The sequence below is a fragment of the Acidimicrobiales bacterium genome (genome assembly GCA_035512495.1).
Lineage (GTDB): Bacteria > Actinomycetota > Acidimicrobiia > Acidimicrobiales > CADCSY01 > DATKDW01.
Genome location: DATKDW010000094.1, coordinates 21,129 through 36,812, shown reverse-complemented (window position 1 = coordinate 36,812; position 15,684 = coordinate 21,129). Strand labels below are relative to the sequence as shown.

General features: G+C 69.5%; 18 protein-coding genes and 1 tRNA gene. 12 read left to right on the top strand and 7 right to left on the bottom strand.

What is annotated here, in order from left to right; genetic code table 11:
• The first annotated feature begins 231 nt into the window (after positions 1–231).
• From VMN58_13730 to VMN58_13715, 4 genes are all read left to right on the top strand, one after another.
• Positions 232–414 (top strand): DUF433 domain-containing protein, encoded by a 183-nt coding sequence (locus VMN58_13730; GenBank protein HUF34259.1) that lies wholly within the window; start codon positions 232–234, stop codon positions 412–414.
• Positions 415–1,213: 799 nt separating this feature from the next.
• Positions 1,214–1,669, top strand: a complete 456-nt coding sequence (merB, locus tag VMN58_13725) for an organomercurial lyase (protein HUF34258.1) — start codon at positions 1,214–1,216, stop codon at positions 1,667–1,669.
• A 505-nt stretch (positions 1,670–2,174) separates the two neighbouring features.
• The gene (locus tag VMN58_13720) at positions 2,175–2,414 is read left to right on the top strand and encodes a hypothetical protein (GenBank protein HUF34257.1); all 240 of its coding nucleotides are present in this window, start codon (positions 2,175–2,177) and stop codon (positions 2,412–2,414) included.
• Positions 2,401–2,718, top strand: coding sequence for a type II toxin-antitoxin system PemK/MazF family toxin (locus tag VMN58_13715; GenBank protein ID HUF34256.1), 318 nt, complete (start codon positions 2,401–2,403; stop codon positions 2,716–2,718). The genes VMN58_13720 and VMN58_13715 overlap by 14 nt, the downstream gene beginning before the upstream one ends.
• Positions 2,719–2,806: 88 nt before the next feature.
• Here the strand turns inward: VMN58_13715 and VMN58_13710 are convergent, their stop codons facing one another.
• Both VMN58_13710 and VMN58_13705 read right to left on the bottom strand, forming a co-directional pair.
• Entirely contained in the window at positions 2,807–3,382 is a 576-nt protein-coding gene (locus VMN58_13710; protein ID HUF34255.1) for a GNAT family N-acetyltransferase, read from the bottom strand.
• Positions 3,383–3,583: 201 nt separating this feature from the next.
• Positions 3,584–4,690 (bottom strand): DUF4238 domain-containing protein, encoded by a 1,107-nt coding sequence (locus VMN58_13705; protein HUF34254.1) that lies wholly within the window; start codon positions 4,688–4,690, stop codon positions 3,584–3,586.
• A 385-nt stretch (positions 4,691–5,075) separates the two neighbouring features.
• On the opposite strand from VMN58_13705, the gene VMN58_13700 reads away from it, so the two are divergent.
• The 6 genes from VMN58_13700 (at position 5,076) to VMN58_13675 (ending at position 9,177) form a co-directional block, all read left to right on the top strand.
• Complete coding sequence (locus tag VMN58_13700) at positions 5,076–6,200, top strand: hypothetical protein (GenBank protein HUF34253.1); 1,125 nt, start codon at positions 5,076–5,078, stop codon at positions 6,198–6,200.
• 245 nt (positions 6,201–6,445) lie between these two features.
• A complete protein-coding gene (locus VMN58_13695) occupies positions 6,446–6,988 on the top strand; it encodes an AAA family ATPase (GenBank protein HUF34252.1) in 543 nt (180 codons plus the stop codon).
• A 124-nt stretch (positions 6,989–7,112) separates the two neighbouring features.
• Complete coding sequence (locus VMN58_13690; protein ID HUF34251.1) at positions 7,113–8,033, top strand: hypothetical protein; 921 nt, start codon at positions 7,113–7,115, stop codon at positions 8,031–8,033.
• A complete protein-coding gene (locus VMN58_13685; GenBank protein HUF34250.1) occupies positions 8,030–8,350 on the top strand; it encodes a hypothetical protein in 321 nt (106 codons plus the stop codon). Before VMN58_13690 ends, VMN58_13685 begins: the two co-directional genes overlap by 4 nt.
• Positions 8,351–8,560: 210 nt before the next feature.
• Entirely contained in the window at positions 8,561–8,770 is a 210-nt protein-coding gene (locus VMN58_13680; protein HUF34249.1) for a ribbon-helix-helix protein, CopG family, read from the top strand.
• 110 nt (positions 8,771–8,880) lie between these two features.
• Complete coding sequence (locus tag VMN58_13675; protein ID HUF34248.1) at positions 8,881–9,177, top strand: Fic family protein; 297 nt, start codon at positions 8,881–8,883, stop codon at positions 9,175–9,177.
• Positions 9,178–9,403: 226 nt separating this feature from the next.
• On the opposite strand, the gene VMN58_13670 is transcribed toward VMN58_13675, so the two are convergent.
• Positions 9,404–9,476, bottom strand: a tRNA-Arg gene (locus tag VMN58_13670).
• Between the two features lie 176 nt (positions 9,477–9,652).
• On the opposite strand from VMN58_13670, the gene VMN58_13665 reads away from it, so the two are divergent.
• The gene (locus VMN58_13665; protein HUF34247.1) at positions 9,653–10,390 is read left to right on the top strand and encodes a hypothetical protein; all 738 of its coding nucleotides are present in this window, start codon (positions 9,653–9,655) and stop codon (positions 10,388–10,390) included.
• Positions 10,391–10,393: 3 nt separating this feature from the next.
• Here the strand turns inward: VMN58_13665 and VMN58_13660 are convergent, their stop codons facing one another.
• Both VMN58_13660 and VMN58_13655 read right to left on the bottom strand, forming a co-directional pair.
• A complete protein-coding gene (locus tag VMN58_13660) occupies positions 10,394–11,299 on the bottom strand; it encodes a hypothetical protein (GenBank protein HUF34246.1) in 906 nt (301 codons plus the stop codon).
• Positions 11,296–11,802, bottom strand: a complete 507-nt coding sequence (locus tag VMN58_13655; protein ID HUF34245.1) for a DUF3830 family protein — start codon at positions 11,800–11,802, stop codon at positions 11,296–11,298. Before VMN58_13655 ends, VMN58_13660 begins: the two co-directional genes overlap by 4 nt.
• Positions 11,803–11,907: 105 nt before the next feature.
• On the opposite strand from VMN58_13655, the gene VMN58_13650 reads away from it, so the two are divergent.
• The gene (locus tag VMN58_13650) at positions 11,908–13,173 is read left to right on the top strand and encodes an aminotransferase class III-fold pyridoxal phosphate-dependent enzyme (protein HUF34244.1); all 1,266 of its coding nucleotides are present in this window, start codon (positions 11,908–11,910) and stop codon (positions 13,171–13,173) included.
• Positions 13,174–13,206: 33 nt separating this feature from the next.
• Here VMN58_13650 and VMN58_13645 read toward each other — a convergent pair whose 3' ends face one another.
• Positions 13,207–14,610: an amidase gene (locus tag VMN58_13645; GenBank protein HUF34243.1), complete on the bottom strand. Its 1,404-nt coding sequence runs from the start codon at positions 14,608–14,610 to the stop codon at positions 13,207–13,209.
• Complete coding sequence (locus tag VMN58_13640; protein ID HUF34242.1) at positions 14,607–15,608, bottom strand: D-2-hydroxyacid dehydrogenase; 1,002 nt, start codon at positions 15,606–15,608, stop codon at positions 14,607–14,609. The genes VMN58_13645 and VMN58_13640 overlap by 4 nt, the downstream gene beginning before the upstream one ends.
• Positions 15,609–15,684 lie beyond the last annotated feature (76 nt).

Sequence of the window (15,684 nt, the reverse complement as noted above, 5' to 3'; positions counted from 1 at the left end):
GCAGCGGGGGATCGCTTGGTCAATACGCCGGCCAGCCCGAAGCCGATTGCGCCCACGAGGGAGAGCATGCCGATGAGGTTGTGGGCGAGCACGGTGGTGTCGCCGAGGTGGTCGTAGCGTCCGACGTGGTAGATCCAGCTTGACAGTGCCCCCGCGAAGGTGGCGGCGAGGGCGGCGGCGGTCCCCAGGCGAGTACGTCGGATCCGTCCAGCCGGGGTCGCCTCGCCTGTCGTGATCGACCCGCTCGTGCGCTTCGGGCGCCCATCGGTCGAAGGTGTGGCAACGGAACGCCTGTGGGAGCTGTTCGATGCGAGCGAGACGCTCGATGAGATCTCGGACGCCTATGACCTGCCCAACGACGTCGTGAGCGCAGCCGTGGCATACGAGGAGCAGCTCCGGTCGTTGGCGGCGTAGTCGACGTTGGCGCCCAGGTTCTTCGTTGACGAGAACGACCTGGCCCTCGGCAAGCTCCTCGCGCAGGAGCGCGGCGACGTCGTCCATCCGGGACATCCGGACCTCCCCGAGGTGCCGCGCGGGTCGTTCGACGACCACTGGCTGCCGATCATCGGGCACCGCCGGCTTGTGGTGATCACCCGGGATCAGCGCATCCGGTACCGCCCTGTCGAGAAGAACGCCTGGGTCGACACGGCGTCCGTGGTTTCGTCCTTACCGGCAGGAAGAGCCAGAGCACCGCCGACAGTCGCGCCATCCTCCGCCGGCATTGGCACCGCATCGAGGAGCTCGTCGACGCCGCGCCAGACGGTCCGTGGATGCAGGCGGTGACCGAGGGCGGTCTCCGCGACATCCCCCTGGCCTGAACCGTGCGTAGATGAGCTCGGCGGTCGAGACCTGGTACACGGCAGATGCCCCGATGCCACCTCCATCCGCTACAACCCCGGTCGAGCTGGCCCGTCCGGACCCGTCAAGGTGGGTGCGACTAGGACTCCCAGTCCAGGCCGCGATCACCCGTATAACGCCGGTTAGGTACTCGTGCGCCCTGGCGAAGTCGGGCGATTCGTGCGCTGATAGGAGCGTCACATCATGGTCCTGTCCTCGTCTGCGCCCTGCGGATCTACAGCAGCGCTTCTCCCCCTCACGACTCGCCCGTCGACGAAGCCGACAGAAGCGTTCGGCGGGTCGGAGCACCGCATCGAGGAGGTGTGGCAGGTGCACGGCGGTGACCCGGAGATCGCGCGTCGGATGAGCATCGTCCGTGGCATGCTGCGGCATCGACGATGCCGACATCCGCCTGCGCAACACTACGTACGCTCTGTTCGTAGAGCTCGGCCGGGCGCCTCGCTCCGACGAGGTGGCCGACATCGAGCAGTCCACCCGTGCCGAGGTGGAATCAGGATGGCGCCGGCTCCACGAGGCTCACGCTTTGGTCCTGCACGCGGGTGGCGACATCCGCATGGCGAACCCGTTCTCGGCGGTGCCAACGGCGTACCGCGTCCTCGCCGGTGAGCGCTGGTGGTTCGCGAACTGTGCATGGGACGCGTTCGGCGTGTGCGCTGCGCTCCAATCCGACGGCGACATCGAGAGCTCCTGCCCCGACTGCGGGGAAGCGATCCGAGTCGAGGTGCGAGATCAGCAGCCGTCGGATCCGTCCCTGCTGTTCCACTGCCTCGTCCCTGCGGTCGACTGGTGGAACGACATCGGCTTCACCTGAAGCACGATGAACCTCTTCCGGTCGGAAGAGCACATCCTCCGGTGGCTCGGCCCCAGAGAGCCGGGTGCGACGATCTCGGTGTCGAAGCTGAGCGAACTCGCTCACTGGTGGTGGGGTGATCGGCTGTCGCCAGCGTGGGTCCCGCGAACGCGGGAGGCGAACCAGTCAATTCTGGACGCGTTGGGACTCACCGGTGCCTTCTGGCGCCTCGGGTGACGCGTGGTCCCCTGGGATGCTGGAACGCGGTCCCATGCGTGCCATGGCATCGACCCAGCACGGTCGTCCGAGCTGCAGCAGCCCTCCTCGCCGAGAGCGCGTGACTGTGCGCGCCCTCTGCCGACGGCCGCCGACGGCCGAGGTACCGATCAACCGCACCGAACGACGAGAGGCGGACAAGCCCAACCCGTTCCGATCGGCGCTTACGCGCGGCCATGCCGGCATCGGACGCGGCCTTGGCGCTCCGCCACTCCCTGTGCCGTATCACGTGTTGTGATACACTCCCGCTATGGCGCAGGCGATCTCCGTCCGACTCGATGACGAAGCCGAACAGGCACTTCGGTCGCTGGAGGCGGCTGGAATGTCGCGGTCAGAGGCGATCCGCAGTTCGTTGATCGCGTCGGCGCGGCGCATGCGCGAGCGATCAGCTCTGGCTGCCGAGGTTGCCGCTCTCGAGGCCGACGAGACCGATCGAGACGAGATGCTCGCCGTAGCTGAGCTGATGGAGTCTGTTCGTGCTCCGAGGTGACGTCTACCACTTCAAGCTGCCCAAGGGAACCGGGCATGAACAACATGGTCAGCGCTTCGGCGTCGTCGTGCAGGCAAATGAGTTCCTTCCTCGGTCGGTCGTGCTCGTTGCCCCAACTTCTACGAGTGCTCGACCCGCATCGTTCCGACCAGAGATCGACCTCGAGGGCCAAGCCACCCGGGTACTGGTGGAACAGCTCGGAGCCGTCGACGCGTCACGGCTCGGCGATCTCTGCGGTCACCTCAGCCCTGAGGAACTGTGGGGTGTGGACGAGGCACTGGCGACCGTCCTCGGGCTCGGCTGACCCGCCAACCCGCCACCCCGATCACCCGCCCCATAATCCTGACGTTGGTCGTCCCCGAGCCGTCCATAACGGCGCGTCGTGGGCGTAGTCAGGCAGGCACCCCGTCCGAGCGGTGTTTGACGTAGATCGCAGACTCGCCAGCGTCCGCGGGGTCGTCGGAGTCGAGATCGCCGACCCATGCCAGGGAGTAGCCAGCGCGCTCGAGCGCCCTACACGACGCGCGGTTCCCATGCTGAGGTGTCACCAGGATCGTACGGACGTCCGCGTACTCCTCGAAAAGCCGGTCGGTGAACGACCTGATCATCTCGGTACCAAGACCTCGACCGGTGTGCTCGTCGACGCCGATCAGGTAGTCGATCCCCGCTGCCGACGGGAACACCAAGTCGGTGCCGGCGACGGTCGCTGCCCACTTCCCGTAGTCGCTGAAGCGATAGCGCTGGATGAGCCCGATGGGCTCATCCCCTAGCGCGACCATGAACACCTCCGTCGGCTCCTCGCCCGCGATCCTCGGAACGTACTTCGCTCGAACGGCGCCGATGTCGGCCGGGTCTCGCCACCACCGGCGAACGTGTTCGGCTGAAAGCCAGTCGCTCACAATCACGAGGTCCGTCTCGACGAGGGGTCGGAACTCCAGTGGCGGCTGCTCAGCCTGTCTTTCTGTCATATCGGACATCATCGTCGCCGCCCCGAACGCGCGCTCGCGATCTCAGGCGGCCGGCGCCTCAAGAGCGAACAGATCGGCGCGTCGCGAGCAGATCGCTCCCTCGTTGCAGCGTGGATGGGTCCGGCGTCGTGCGTGGTGAGCCTGCCGGTCTTTGGGGAAGGGGTCCGCCATCGGTGGAAGTCCGCCACGATCAGCTGTGACTCAGGCCCGTGGCCCTTCGGGCGGCTCTTGCGCGGGTTCCGTTGTGTCGGTTCGCGGGCCGGGCACATCGCGATCCCAGTCCCACTCGACGTCACCGAACATCGGATGGGGTTGGTCGGGGTGGTGGAACGCCCACTCGGCCATGAGCGCGAGTCGACGCCGGAGCTCACGACTGTGGTCGTCGTCCATCGAGATAGGAGGGATCACCGGCAGCTCCCAACCCTCACCGAGCAGGTCGTCGAGTGAGTCGTCGGGGTGGTGGTAGATCCACCGGCGGCCCATCGCCGCGGTCATCCCGTTGAAGCGCCGTGCCATGGCGAAGGTCCCTGCGACAGCCGGGCCCTCTGGAAGTTCATCAGAGACCGCACCATTGGTCAGCACGATCGCCGTCGAGCGGGAGATCGACATGAAGATCATCCCTGCCGTGTAGAGCCCTGCGGGCTCAGTTGACCCATCGGGTGGTACGAGGACGACAGGGTTGTCGGACGTCAGGAGATGCCGCCGCTTCCAGCGCATCACCGACCACCGGTAGCCGGTGGCGAGAGCCGGTGTGAACTCGTCCAGCATCTGGAGCGACTCTTGGACGTGATGCTCGCGAGGCAGCACCAATGACCAGTCGTCGAAGTCTCGGATCGCCTCCCAGTGCTCCCACACCTCCTCGTCGGTCGCGGGTCGACCGAACGCCTGGTCGAGGACCTCGCGGAGCTTGGCGGGCCCACCCGCCGCCATGTCGAGCTTCATCGTCTGGTCAGCGAGCGCGTCCATCTGCTCGCGGTTGCTCGGCACCCGGAGGAACTGGAAGACGATGAACCGAGCGAGCGCGAACAGCTCCGTTTTCGATTCGACCCAGCCGCCGGTGTCGATCCGCTGGAGCACCTTCCCGACGGGACCCTCGATGATGGAGGAGATGGCCTTCTCGGCAGCGTCCGAGAGGGTGCCGTCCTCGAGGAGCAGGCTGTTGTAGTCGTTCTCGGCAGCAGCGGTCGTGATCGACTGCGGGTACGACGCCCGCTTCTCGCGATCGAACGTCATCACCTGGCTGTCCTTGGCGAAGCTGCGCTGGATCAGCTGCGGCAGGAAGTGATGGCGCTTGCTTCGCTCGGGCATGACGCACCCGACGGTACGACCGGCCTGTGACGCGACGACGGACCTGCTCGTGATCGGGAAGCGCGACATCCGCTCACGTCCGCCGGCACTCAGTGGCTACCGCGTCGACGGTGGGCATCAGGATGCGTCCGCGCAACTGCCCCAAGCAGGACCGATTGAGGAGATTGCCTCCGCGATCAACGGTCGTCTCGGCATCGAGCAGCCAGCATCGACCACCCGCGCCAGCGGCCGTTCGAAGCGGCACGTTGAGACAGTGGCAGAGGCGAGGAGTAGCCGTCGATGACCGCTGCCTGCCATCTGATTGGGAGCGCAATCGGCACGACACGACGCGCGCTAGACCAAGATCGGGAGCTGTCCTACGCGGAGACGCTGAGCTGCAGAAGTCGTGATTGAGGCCGTGAGGATGTCAGACGACACTAAGAGTGAGCCAGCGAGGTACCTCGTGCCCGTGCCATCCCTGGGCGTCCCGGGCCCATGGCCTATAGGTCGCGTCGTCATCCATCCCGGAAACGACGCCGCACCGTTGCTGGCGAACACGCCACCGGCCGGCGATCCAGACGGCCATGTCGCTCGGCGAGTCCAGGAGGTCCTCGCGTCTGCCGACAAGGGGTCCGTAGCAGTCGTTCCGGGCGGGGAACTCGACGCTGCGCTCGACGAACTCGCAGCCGCGCTCGACGCACTTCGCTTGTTCCAGCTGAGTCGGAGAGTCACTCACGAGACGACGTTCGGCCTGCCTGGTGACCTGTACAGCTCGCCGATCGAGTACGTCGCTGTCTGGGACCGCGCCGCCTTCGGGTGGCGGTTCCGTGGCGATCACGCTGGCTGGACGTTCGACGCCGAGAGCTTCGCTGCATGGTCAGCGTCCAAGGCGTTCACCTTCTTGAGCGAGGCACTTGCGGCGGACGCACCGTCAGAGGCGCAGCGTCGAGCGATCGCAGGGACTCGGCTTCTGTCGCGTGCCGCCCTCGACCATCAAGCCGACCTAAAGATGATCGGCATCGCGAGCGCGCTCGAGTCGTGGCTTCTCGAACGCGACTCCGGCAGCCAGACGTACCGGTTGGCCCGTCTCGCTTCCTGGTTCAGCTGCGGTGTCGGCAGCGAGCACAGGTGCGGGAACCCGGCTACCGCGGCCGCCTGCCCGTACCTGAACCTCGATCCCGTCAGCCGGCGTGACCGCCAGCGGCTCGCGGTGCTGCGATCCATCGGCATTCCGGGTTCGTTCTGGCGGTGCGCCGAGTGGCACCGGATCGTCGACTGGTACGGCGCTCGATCCGGCGCCGCCCACGGCGAGTGGGCGGCTGTTGATCTCAAGGACGCGGAGTCGGCGGAGTACTGGGTGTCCCACTACCTCGCGCCGCCCATCCTCGAGTGGCTCGCCGATCATCGCGAGCAGCCGGTCGCCGACCTCGAAGCTGCGATCCGAGCCGCGGCCGACCCCACCGCGGTCGAGAGCATGCGCGCCGCGCTCGACGAGGATCCTCCTCCGGTACGGCCACCCCTGGACCCGTAGTCAAGACAGTCACCCGCAGACCCGCAGACCCGCAGACCCGCAGGCCTGCGATTTGGGGATCGAGGACGGTCGTGACCTCGAGGAGCAGCTGCCCGACATGGAGCGGACGCACCGATCGCCCGCTCGATAACGCGTCAGGCCGATGCGCCCGAAGCGACACCTATCGGCGCTTCTTGGGCTTCGCGCCTTGGCAAAGCGCTCGCACTGAGCCAGGGCTGGATTCGTCGCTCGCTACGCTCGCGCCGGTGTCAATCGTCCTTGTCACCGGTCTGCCGGGAAGTGGGAAGTCGACGCTCGCCTCTTCTCTCGCGTCGCACTTGGGGCTCCCGCTCATCGCCAAGGATCGGTTCAAGGAGATCCTGTTCGACACCCTTGGGACTGGCGACATGGGTTGGTCACGACAACTTGGTGCGGCTGCCGTCGCGCTTCAGTTCGACGCGATGCGAACCGTGAAGACCGCCGTCGTTGACTCTGCCTTGTGGACCGACCTCTCCGAGCCCGAACTCGAGGCGCTCGGTCTTCCCATGGTCCAGGTCTACTGCGATTGCCCGTTTGAGCTCGCTCGTCAACGCTTCCTTGACCGGGTCCAGTCGGGCGAACGCCATCTAGGCTTCGCCGAGGAGGGGATGACTCCAGAGGACTTCGAGCGCTTCTGGCCGCTGATCGAGCCGCTCCGCCTTGCCGTGCCGCTCATCCGCGTCGACACCTCGGCAGAGGTGGACGCTCTCGAAGTAGCACGGTCCGTCGTGGTTGCAATCGGTCCGAACGACCCATCGAGCAGACGCTAGACAGCTGGACGTCGCGGCATGACCGGTTTCGATCGTCACGGCATGTGGCGTCGACCCCGGGGTGGATCCACTCCGAGCGTTGCGTGTTCGACGTAGATCGAACACACAACGCTCTACTGGTGTCGTGCGTGCAGGACTGCTCACCGACGTGGTCAGCGAGGTCGCCCCAGACATCAAGGTGGCGACGCACGACGATGTGCTCACCATCGAGTCCTCCGAGGCTGGTGTGACGACGAGGATCGTGGAGCAACGAGCTTCGGTCACTCCGACGGTGGCCGAGCGACTGCTCGAGGCCTCACCGGAGCCCGGTCTGATCGTGGCGGACATGATCCACTCAGCGGCCGAAGACTTGCTGCGGCGCGCCGGCTGGTCGTATTGGGACCGGCGTGGCCGGCTTCGCCTGTGGCTGCCGGAGATCGGCGTCCGCATCGACGTGCCGACCCGTTCGTACGTGACCGGCGTGGACGGGCCGGATCCGCGACGGCCGGTCGTCGGCGTCGGGGGAGTCTCGCTGGCGCTTGGGTTGCTCGAGCGACCGAGCGACCCTCGCGGCGTTCGGGAGATCGCCAGGATGTCGGAGATGGCCCCCTCCACCATCTCCCGAGCGCGCCACCATCTCATGCAGGTCGCCCTGGTCGACTCGGACGGCGCGCCGGTCGTCCCAGAGCTGTTCTGGGCAACGAGCGACGCGTGGATCGTCGAGCCGGTCACCGTTGACACGGAGCCCGACGGCGACGGGTGGGTGCTCGCCGGGGACGCCGCGTCCGCCTCCTGGGGCGCGTCTGCGCTGGCCGGCAACCGGCGCTACTACTGCGCAGACCGAGCGTTGTTCGATCGCCACCGGCTTCGGCATGGGACCGAGGGCTCAGCCATCCAGGTGGCCATGGCGCCCACACCGCTGGTGGTCGCATCGGCGGTGGACGCTGTGGTGCACCCCGTGGTGGCTGCCCTCGACCTGTCGACGTCGGCCCGAGGACGAGAGATCCTCGGCGACTGGATCTCCATCGAGCCGACGTTGCCCGGGGCCAAGGTGGTGTGGCGATGAAGGAGCTGGTGCTCCCATCGGTGAACCGGCCGTTCGTCGAGGCCCTTCGCCAGGTCGCGGGAACCGGAGGGACCTGGTCGGTGATCGGTGGCTTCGCCGTCTGGTGTCACCTCGGCGAGACCCATCGTCCGACGCTCGACATCGACACCGCTGCGGCCGCCGATGCGCATGAGACGCTCGTCGCACTCGGCGCGCCAGGCGACAGCGACCACCGGCGGATCGTCGAGGGGGTCAAGTTGGAGATCATCGAGGTCCTCGACCCAGGACCAGCCGCTGCTGAGCTCGACGACATTGGCCGGCGTCCGGTCATCGTTTGAGGTCTGTCGTGTGGTTCAACAGCACCTTCGTCGCCGGCGTCAGCCGTGGCGACACCGCCGGCCCGATAACGTTGAAAGTCAGGGGGATGGAGTGCGCCAGCCTGGGAGCTCCGTAACCCCAACTCGGTGCGCTTCGCGTCCTTGGCGGGCCTCGACTTGATGCAAGAAGAAGCGGCAATAGCGCGGATGATACCGTGATACCGTGATGTCATGACGAAGAACCTGACCGTTCGCCTGCCTGACGACCTCGCCGCGGACGCCGAGGCGGTCGCTCGTGCCGAGGGCACCAGCCTCAACGAGACGATTAAGGACGCCCTCGCCGAGGCGGTCGAGCGGCGACGCAAGGACCCTGAGTTCAAGAAGCGTTTGCGGGACATTGTGAAGCAGGACCGAGAGCTTCTCGAACGACTGGCGAAGTGACCGTCGAGTACCTCGATCTGGCCGACTTCCTCGTCATCGCGGAGGAGATCACCGGTATCGAAGTGCCCGTCCTGATGAAGATGTCGCGCCTTTCGTAGGCCGACTCCGCGCTGCATGCTCCCCAGGCCGGATACGGAGATGTCGACCTGTACCCGGACTTCGTCGACAAGGCAGCGGTCCTGCTGGTTCGTCTTACGATGAACCATCCGCTCCCTGATGGCAACAAGCGGGCGGCCTGGGTGTCGATGCGCATGTTCGTGGCCATCAACGACTGGTCTTGGCATCCACACCCCGACGTTGACGATGCCGAACGCGCAGTGATGGCGATCGCATCCGGAGATCTCGACGAGGCAGCAACCGCGGCCTGGCTGCGGCAGCATCTCGTCCCACCCTCCGTCGGCGGCTGACCACCGGCCGCTCGCGAATCCCAGATACGAGTGGGCGCGCCCGCCCTTCGATCCGGCAGCAATCGGTGCTAGCGGCCCCGACGTCGGGTATTCCAGGCCAGTGCCACAATCATGGAAACCAGCGTCGCAAGACCAGCCTGGATCCATTGGGCGGTCGAGGCGAACAAGATCGCGGAGAAAGCGTGTTGGCGGGGTCTTGCTGAGTCAAAAACCCTATGAAATAAGGCGCTCCCGGCAGGACTCGAACCTGCGACGCACGGTTTAGGAAACCGACGCTCTATCCCCTGAGCTACGGGAGCGGAACTTCCGCGCCGAGCTCCGCGTGGAACGCCGCGCATCCTTCCGGGGTCGAGGCTACTTCCGCCACCTCGATGGGCCCGACCCGCCCTCGCTCGGCCACCAAGCCGCCACGCCAGCGGGACGACGACCTCGTGGGCCACGAGCCCCACCCAGTTCGCGCCGGTAGGTTGCGGGGGTGCCCGAGAACACCACCGCAGCGGGCCCGCGGCTCGGCTTCCTCTACCCCGGCCACGCAGCCGAGGACGACTACCCCCTGCTCGCCTCGCTCGCCGCCGCCCGCCCGCTGGTGGAGGTGGTGCACACGTCGGTGGGAGAGGACGCCCACCGCATCGACGCCCTACTCGACCTCGGCGGCCCCGAGCGCCTGGCGGCGGGCGCCCGCCGTCTCGCCGGGCGAGCCGACGCGGTGATGTGGGCCTGCACCAGCGGCAGCTTCGTCTTCGGCCTCGACGGCGCACGCCGCCAGGTCGCCGCCGTGGCCGACACCCTCGGTGTCCCTGCGTCGAGCACCTCGCTCGCCTTCGTCGAGGCCATGGCCCACCTGGGCCTGCGCCGGCCGGCCATCGCGGCCACCTACCCGGTCGACGTGGTCGACGCGTTCGTGTCGTTCCTCGCCGAGGCTGGCGTCGAGGTGCTCGCCTCCGGCGCCGAGGACATCCTCACGGCGACCGAGGTGGGCACCTTCGGGCTCGATCGCATCCGGTCGTTCGTCGTCGCCCACGACCACCCGGACGCCGACGTGGTCCTCGTGCCCGACACCGCCCTGCACACCGTGGCCTGGATCAGCGAGCTCGAGTCGGCCGTGGCCAAGCCCGTGCTCACCGCCAACCAGGTCACCATGTGGGAGGCGTTGGGTCTCGCCGGCGCGGCCCGGGGCGGCCAGTCCGGCCTCGGCGCCCTCTTCGCCCGCTGAGCCTCAGCCTGCGGCCGCGGCGCCGGCCGCAGTGGCCTCCATCAGCAACCGGGTGGACCTGGCCATGGGGTCGCCGCCACCGAGCACCCACGCCGGATCGGGGGCGTCAGCGGGGCGCGGCAGCACGCCGGCCGCCACCAGTACGGCCCACAGCGACACCTGGTTCGAGGTGAACACCGGGATGCCGAGCTCGCCCTCGAGGCGGGCGACGGTCCCGTAGGTGCGCATCGAGGTGCAGCTGACGAAGACGGCGTCGGCCCCGCTGCTGCCGGCCTTGCGGACGAGGTCGATGATGGTCTGTTGGCTCACGTTGGCGATGCCCCGGTGGAGACCGAGGTAGTCGGCCGAGACGACCTCGAACCCCGACTCGTCGAGGTAGGTGACGAGGTGGCGGGTGAGGGTGCTCGAGTACGGGGTGGCCACCGCCACCCGGTGGGCGCCCACCGCCTGCATCGCCGCCACTGCCGCGCCCGAGCTGGTCACCGCCTCGTGGCACCCCGCGGCGCGCATGGCGGCCCGCAGGGCGGCCTCGCCGGCGACACCACCGACGAAGCTCCCCGATGTGCAGGCGTACAGCACCGCGGCTGGTTTGACGGCGAGGAGGCTGCGGGCAGCTCGCCCGGCCACGTTGGGCCGGCCCACCGCCCGGGCCAGCGACATCCCGGAGTCCCGCCGGAGGTGGGGGGTGCGGGTGAAGTGGAGCCCCACGCCCGCGGGGAGGTAGCGCCAGTACTCCCAGTCGAGGGCGAAGTCGAAGGGCACGACCACGCCGATGGGCACCTCCGCCAGGGTCTGCTCGTACTCGATGCGCGCGCGGTACCGGCTCGGCGTCGACGGGGTCCGCGGCGTCGGCGGCGTCGGCGGCGGCTCCTCCGAACCGGCTTGGGGGCAGTCGTCAAGCAGGCTCATGTCGCTTCCAGGCGGCTGAAGCGCAGCTCCTCGCCGATGGCGCCGGCCCGCCAGAGGTCGTTGCCGACCGCGGCGAGCTGGTCGAGGCCCTTGACGATGGTGGCGAAGACGTTGCCTGGCACCCACCCCACGTCGCCGTTGAGGAGCAGGTTGTTGCGGCCGTAGAAGAGAGCGAGGTCGACGACCATGTCCCGCCCGGCGGCACCCTCGCCGTCGCCGTAGCCGTAGGTGGCGGCCGGCAGGGCGCCGGAGGAGAACTCGAAGTAGACGACGTCGCCGGGGATGGGTGTGACCGTGGGGTTCTCGGCCCCGATCGGGAGCTCGGCGACGGGCGGGACGAAGGTGTAGAGCTCGTTGCGCGCGTACTTGGCGTGGTACACGTCGCCCGCCAGCGGGAGGGCAGCCCACACCGCGGCACAGGTGCGGGGGGCCTCCGCCTCCAGCAGGCGTGCCACGCAGCGCAGATCGTGCTTGGGGAGCTCGATCGACAGGTGTCGGGCCATGGTGGGCCACTTTCAGGTTCGGTCCCGGGTTGGGACCTCGACGGGATCGGGGTGCTTCGTTAGATTGTTGACAATCCTACTCCTCGTCCGGCAAGGATCACGGCGATGACCACCCGCTCCCCCCTCCTCAAGCAGGCCACGTCGTTGACCGCGGTGCGCGGCGAGGGGGTCTGGCTCTTCGACGCCGCCGGCCGTCGGCACCTCGACTTCACCGCCGGCATCGGGGTCACCAGCACCGGGCACTGCCACCCCCGGGTGGTCGAGGCCATCCGCCGCCAGGCCGGCGAGCTGATCCACGGCCAGTGCACGACCGTGTGGCACCCCACCCTTGACGCCCTGGCCGACGCGATGGTCGAGCGCCTCCCAGGCCACGGCTCGGTCTTCTTCTCCAACTCGGGCAGCGAGGCGGTCGAGTCGGCTCTGCGGCTGGCTCGTCACGCCACCGGCCGGCCCAACGTCGTGGTCTTCCAGGGCGCCTTCCACGGCCGGACCATGGGGGCGGCCTCCATGACCACCTCGAAGCTCGCCGTGCGCGCCGGGCTCCAGCCCCTCCTCGGCGGCGTCGTCATCGCTCCGTTCCCCAACGCCCACCGCTACGGCTGGAGCGAGGCCGACGCGGTGTCGTTCTGCCTGCGTGAGCTCGATCTGCTCCTCGCGACCACCACCGCCCCGGCCGAGACCGCAGCCGTCTTCATCGAGCCGGTCCTGGGCGAAGGCGGCTACGTCCCCGTGCCCCACGCCTTCCTGGCTGGCCTGCGCGAGCGCTGCGATCGCCACGGCATGCTCCTCGTCGCCGACGAGATCCAGACCGGGGTGGGCCGCACCGGCCGGTTCTGGGGCCACGAGCACAGCGGGGTGGTGCCCGACGTGGTGATCACGGCCAAGGGCCTCGCCAGTGGGATGCCGCTGTCGGCGATCATGGCGGCACCCGCGCTGATGGGCCGGGGCTTCCCAGGCTCGCAGGGGGGCACCTACGGCGGCAACGCCGTGGCCTGCGCGGCCGCCCTCGCCACGCTCCAGGTCATCGACGACGAGCGCCTGGTCGACAACGCCGCCGCCGTGGGCACCCACCTGCTCGAGCGGTGCCGGGCCCTCGCCGCCGCTCACCCGGTGATCGACGACGTGCGCGGACTCGGGCTCATGATCGGCCTCGAGCTGGGCGACACCGAGCAGGCGACCGGTGGCGAGGCGGCGGCGAGGGTGCTGGCCGCCGCTGACGAGGCTGGCCTGCTCCTCCTCACGTGCGGCCCCCAAGGCCAGGTCGTCCGCCTCATCCCCGCCCTCGTCGTCACCACTGCCGAGGCCGATCAGGCCATCGACATCCTCGACGGGGCCCTCGCCAAGGTGGAGGCCGACCTCGGCGTCAGCTGATGGTCCCGGGGGGTGGCGCTGTCGCCCCCTCCCTCAGCGCGGCTCGGGCGGGCGCTGCTCGCCGAAGGGTCGGGCCGCCTCGAAGGCTCGTGCGGCCCGGAGCACGAGGGCGTCGGCGCCACGCGCCCCGACGAGCTGCAGGCCGACGGGCAGCTCGGCGGCGGTGAACCCGCACGGCACCGACGCCGCGGGCTGCTGGGTGATGTTGAAGGGGTAGCTGAACGGTGCCCACGTGGGCCAGCGCTCGTCGGGCCACCCCTCGGGCACGTCACGCCCGGCGCCGAAGGCGGGGATCGGCAGCGTGGGGGTGACGAGCAGGTCGTGGCGCTGGTGGAACAGGCTCATGTGGACGGCCAGGGCCGAGCGGGCCGCCACCGCGTCGAGGTACTCGACCGCGCCGCGGCTGCGGCCGTCGGCGATGACCCGTTGCAGGCCGGGGTCCATCTGGGCGCGAGCCTCGTCGTCGTGGTGGGCGGTGGCCTGGGCCGCCCCGCAGCTCCACAGGGTCATGAACGTCTCGAGCGGGTCGTCGAAGCCGGGATCGACCTCCTCCACGTGGGCGCCGAGGTCGGCCAGGGTGGCGACGGCGGCAGCCACGGCGTCGGCGACCTCGGGATCGACCCGCGCGAAGCCGAGCGTCGGGCTGTAGGCCACCCGCAACCCGGCCACGCCGGCGTCGAGGCCCGCCAGGTGGTCGACGTCGTCGGGGAGCAGCGCGCCAGCGTCGCGGGCGTCGGGCTCGGCCAGCACCTGGAGCAGCAGGGCGGTGTCGGCGACGGTCCTGGCCATGGGCCCGGCGTGGGCGAGGGCTCCGAAGGGGCTGGGTGGCCACAGCGGCACCCGTCCCCACGTCGGCTTCAGTCCGACGGTGGCGGTGAACGCGGCCGGGATCCGGATGGAGCCGCCGCCGTCGGTCCCCAGCGCAAGCGGCGCCATCCTGGCGGCCAGGGCGGCGCCGCTGCCCCCGCTCGAGCCTCCGGGGGTCAGCGCCGGGTCCCACGGGTTGCGGGTGACGCCGTCGGCGAGGGAGTCGGTGACTGCCTTCCAGCCCAGCTCGGGCGTGGTCGTCTTGCCCAGGAGCACGGCGCCGTTGCGGCGGAGGGCCGCCACCGCGGGGGCATCGGTGTCCCATCGCTGGGCGGGGTCGACGAGGACGGACCCCTTGCGGGTCGGCCAGCCGTCGGTGAGGAAGACGTCCTTGACGGCCACCGGGACGCCGTCAAGGCGACCCTGGGGTGTGCCCGCGCTCCAGCGCGCCTCCGACGCCAGCGCCTCGGCCCGTGACCGCTCGGGGTCGAGGTGGCACCAGGCGTTGAGGTCGGGGTCGAGCCGGTCGATGCGCGCCAGGAGGGCGTCGGTGACCTCCACGGGGGAGGCGGCGCCCGAGCGGTAGGCCGCCAGCAGGGTGTGCGCGTCGAGGTCGACCAGCTCGCTCACGTGGTCGCCCCGGCGGCGAGGTCGACCGCCCCCTCCACCAGCGCGTCGAGCGGCTCGTCGCGCTGCCAGCGCGACAGGTTCTGCGCCAGCTGGGCGGTGAGGGCGTCGCGCCACCCGACGACATCGCCGGACTGGTGGGGCGATACGACGACCTGCTCCATGTCCCAGAACGGGTGGTCGGCGGGAAGCGGCTCGTCGACGAAGACGTCGAGGGCGGCGGCCCCCACCCGCCCCTCGTGCAGCGCGGTGAGCAGGGCGTCCTCGTCGACGATCGCCCCCCGACCGACGTTGACGAAGCGGGCGCCGGGGCGGAGCGCGGCGAAGGCGGCGTGGTCGAACATCCCTCGGGTCGCCGCGGTCAGGGGGGCGCAGACCACCACGTCGTCGGCCCGTCCCAGCTCCTCGTGCAGGGCGTCGGGGCCGACCACGCGGGTGAAGTCGGGGTCGTCGGGGCGGGCCCGGCGCGCGACGCCCGCCACCTCCATGCCCACCGCGGTGAGGAGCCGGGCGGTGGTGCGCCCGATGGAGCCGGCCCCCACCACGAGGACCTGCCGTCCGGCGAGCAGCTCGGTGTCGCGGTGCACCCACCGGTGCGCCCGCTGGTGCTCGAGGGTCGCCCGCACGTCCTTGGCGAAGAGCAGCAGCATGGCAAGGGTGAACTCGGCCATGGGCCGGTCGAAGGTGCCCCGGGCGTTGGTGACCACCAGTCGGCCGGCGGCGTCACCGGCGAGGACGGCGGGGGTGAGCACGGCGTCGAGTCCGGCGCTGGCGGCGTGGACCCACCCGACGCCGGTGATCCCGTCGCCCAGGCCGTGGAGGAGTCGGCTGTGGATGTCGAACACGGCGACGACGTCGGCGCCCGCCACCGCTTCGGCGAGCTCGGCCTCGGTGCGCACCACGCGCACCGACGCGCCGAGTGTGACGAGGCGGTCGAGCCCGGGAGGGTCGGCCTCGTCCGGGGCCTCGACCACGACGACGACTGGCTGGTGGCGCGTCACAGGAAGGTCGTCATCGCCGGGCTGTCCCAGCGTGGATGCTCGCGTAGCATTGTCGACAATCTACCGAACGAGCTGG

Bases quoted from the DNA above. Each gene is read 5' to 3' on its own strand.
- VMN58_13720 (HUF34257.1), top strand. From the start codon at position 2,175: ATGGCGCAGGCGATCTCCGTCCGACTCGATGACGAAGCCGAACAGGCA.
- VMN58_13710 (HUF34255.1), bottom strand. From the start codon at position 3,382: ATGACAGAAAGACAGGCTGAGCAGCCGCCACTGGAGTTCCGACCCCTC.
- VMN58_13705 (HUF34254.1), bottom strand. From the start codon at position 4,690: ATGCCCGAGCGAAGCAAGCGCCATCACTTCCTGCCGCAGCTGATCCAG.
- VMN58_13685 (HUF34250.1), top strand. From the start codon at position 8,030: ATGAAGGAGCTGGTGCTCCCATCGGTGAACCGGCCGTTCGTCGAGGCC.
- VMN58_13680 (HUF34249.1), top strand. From the start codon at position 8,561: ATGACGAAGAACCTGACCGTTCGCCTGCCTGACGACCTCGCCGCGGAC.
- VMN58_13660 (HUF34246.1), bottom strand. From the start codon at position 11,299: ATGAGCCTGCTTGACGACTGCCCCCAAGCCGGTTCGGAGGAGCCGCCG.
- VMN58_13655 (HUF34245.1), bottom strand. From the start codon at position 11,802: ATGGCCCGACACCTGTCGATCGAGCTCCCCAAGCACGATCTGCGCTGC.
- VMN58_13650 (HUF34244.1), top strand. From the start codon at position 11,908: ATGACCACCCGCTCCCCCCTCCTCAAGCAGGCCACGTCGTTGACCGCG.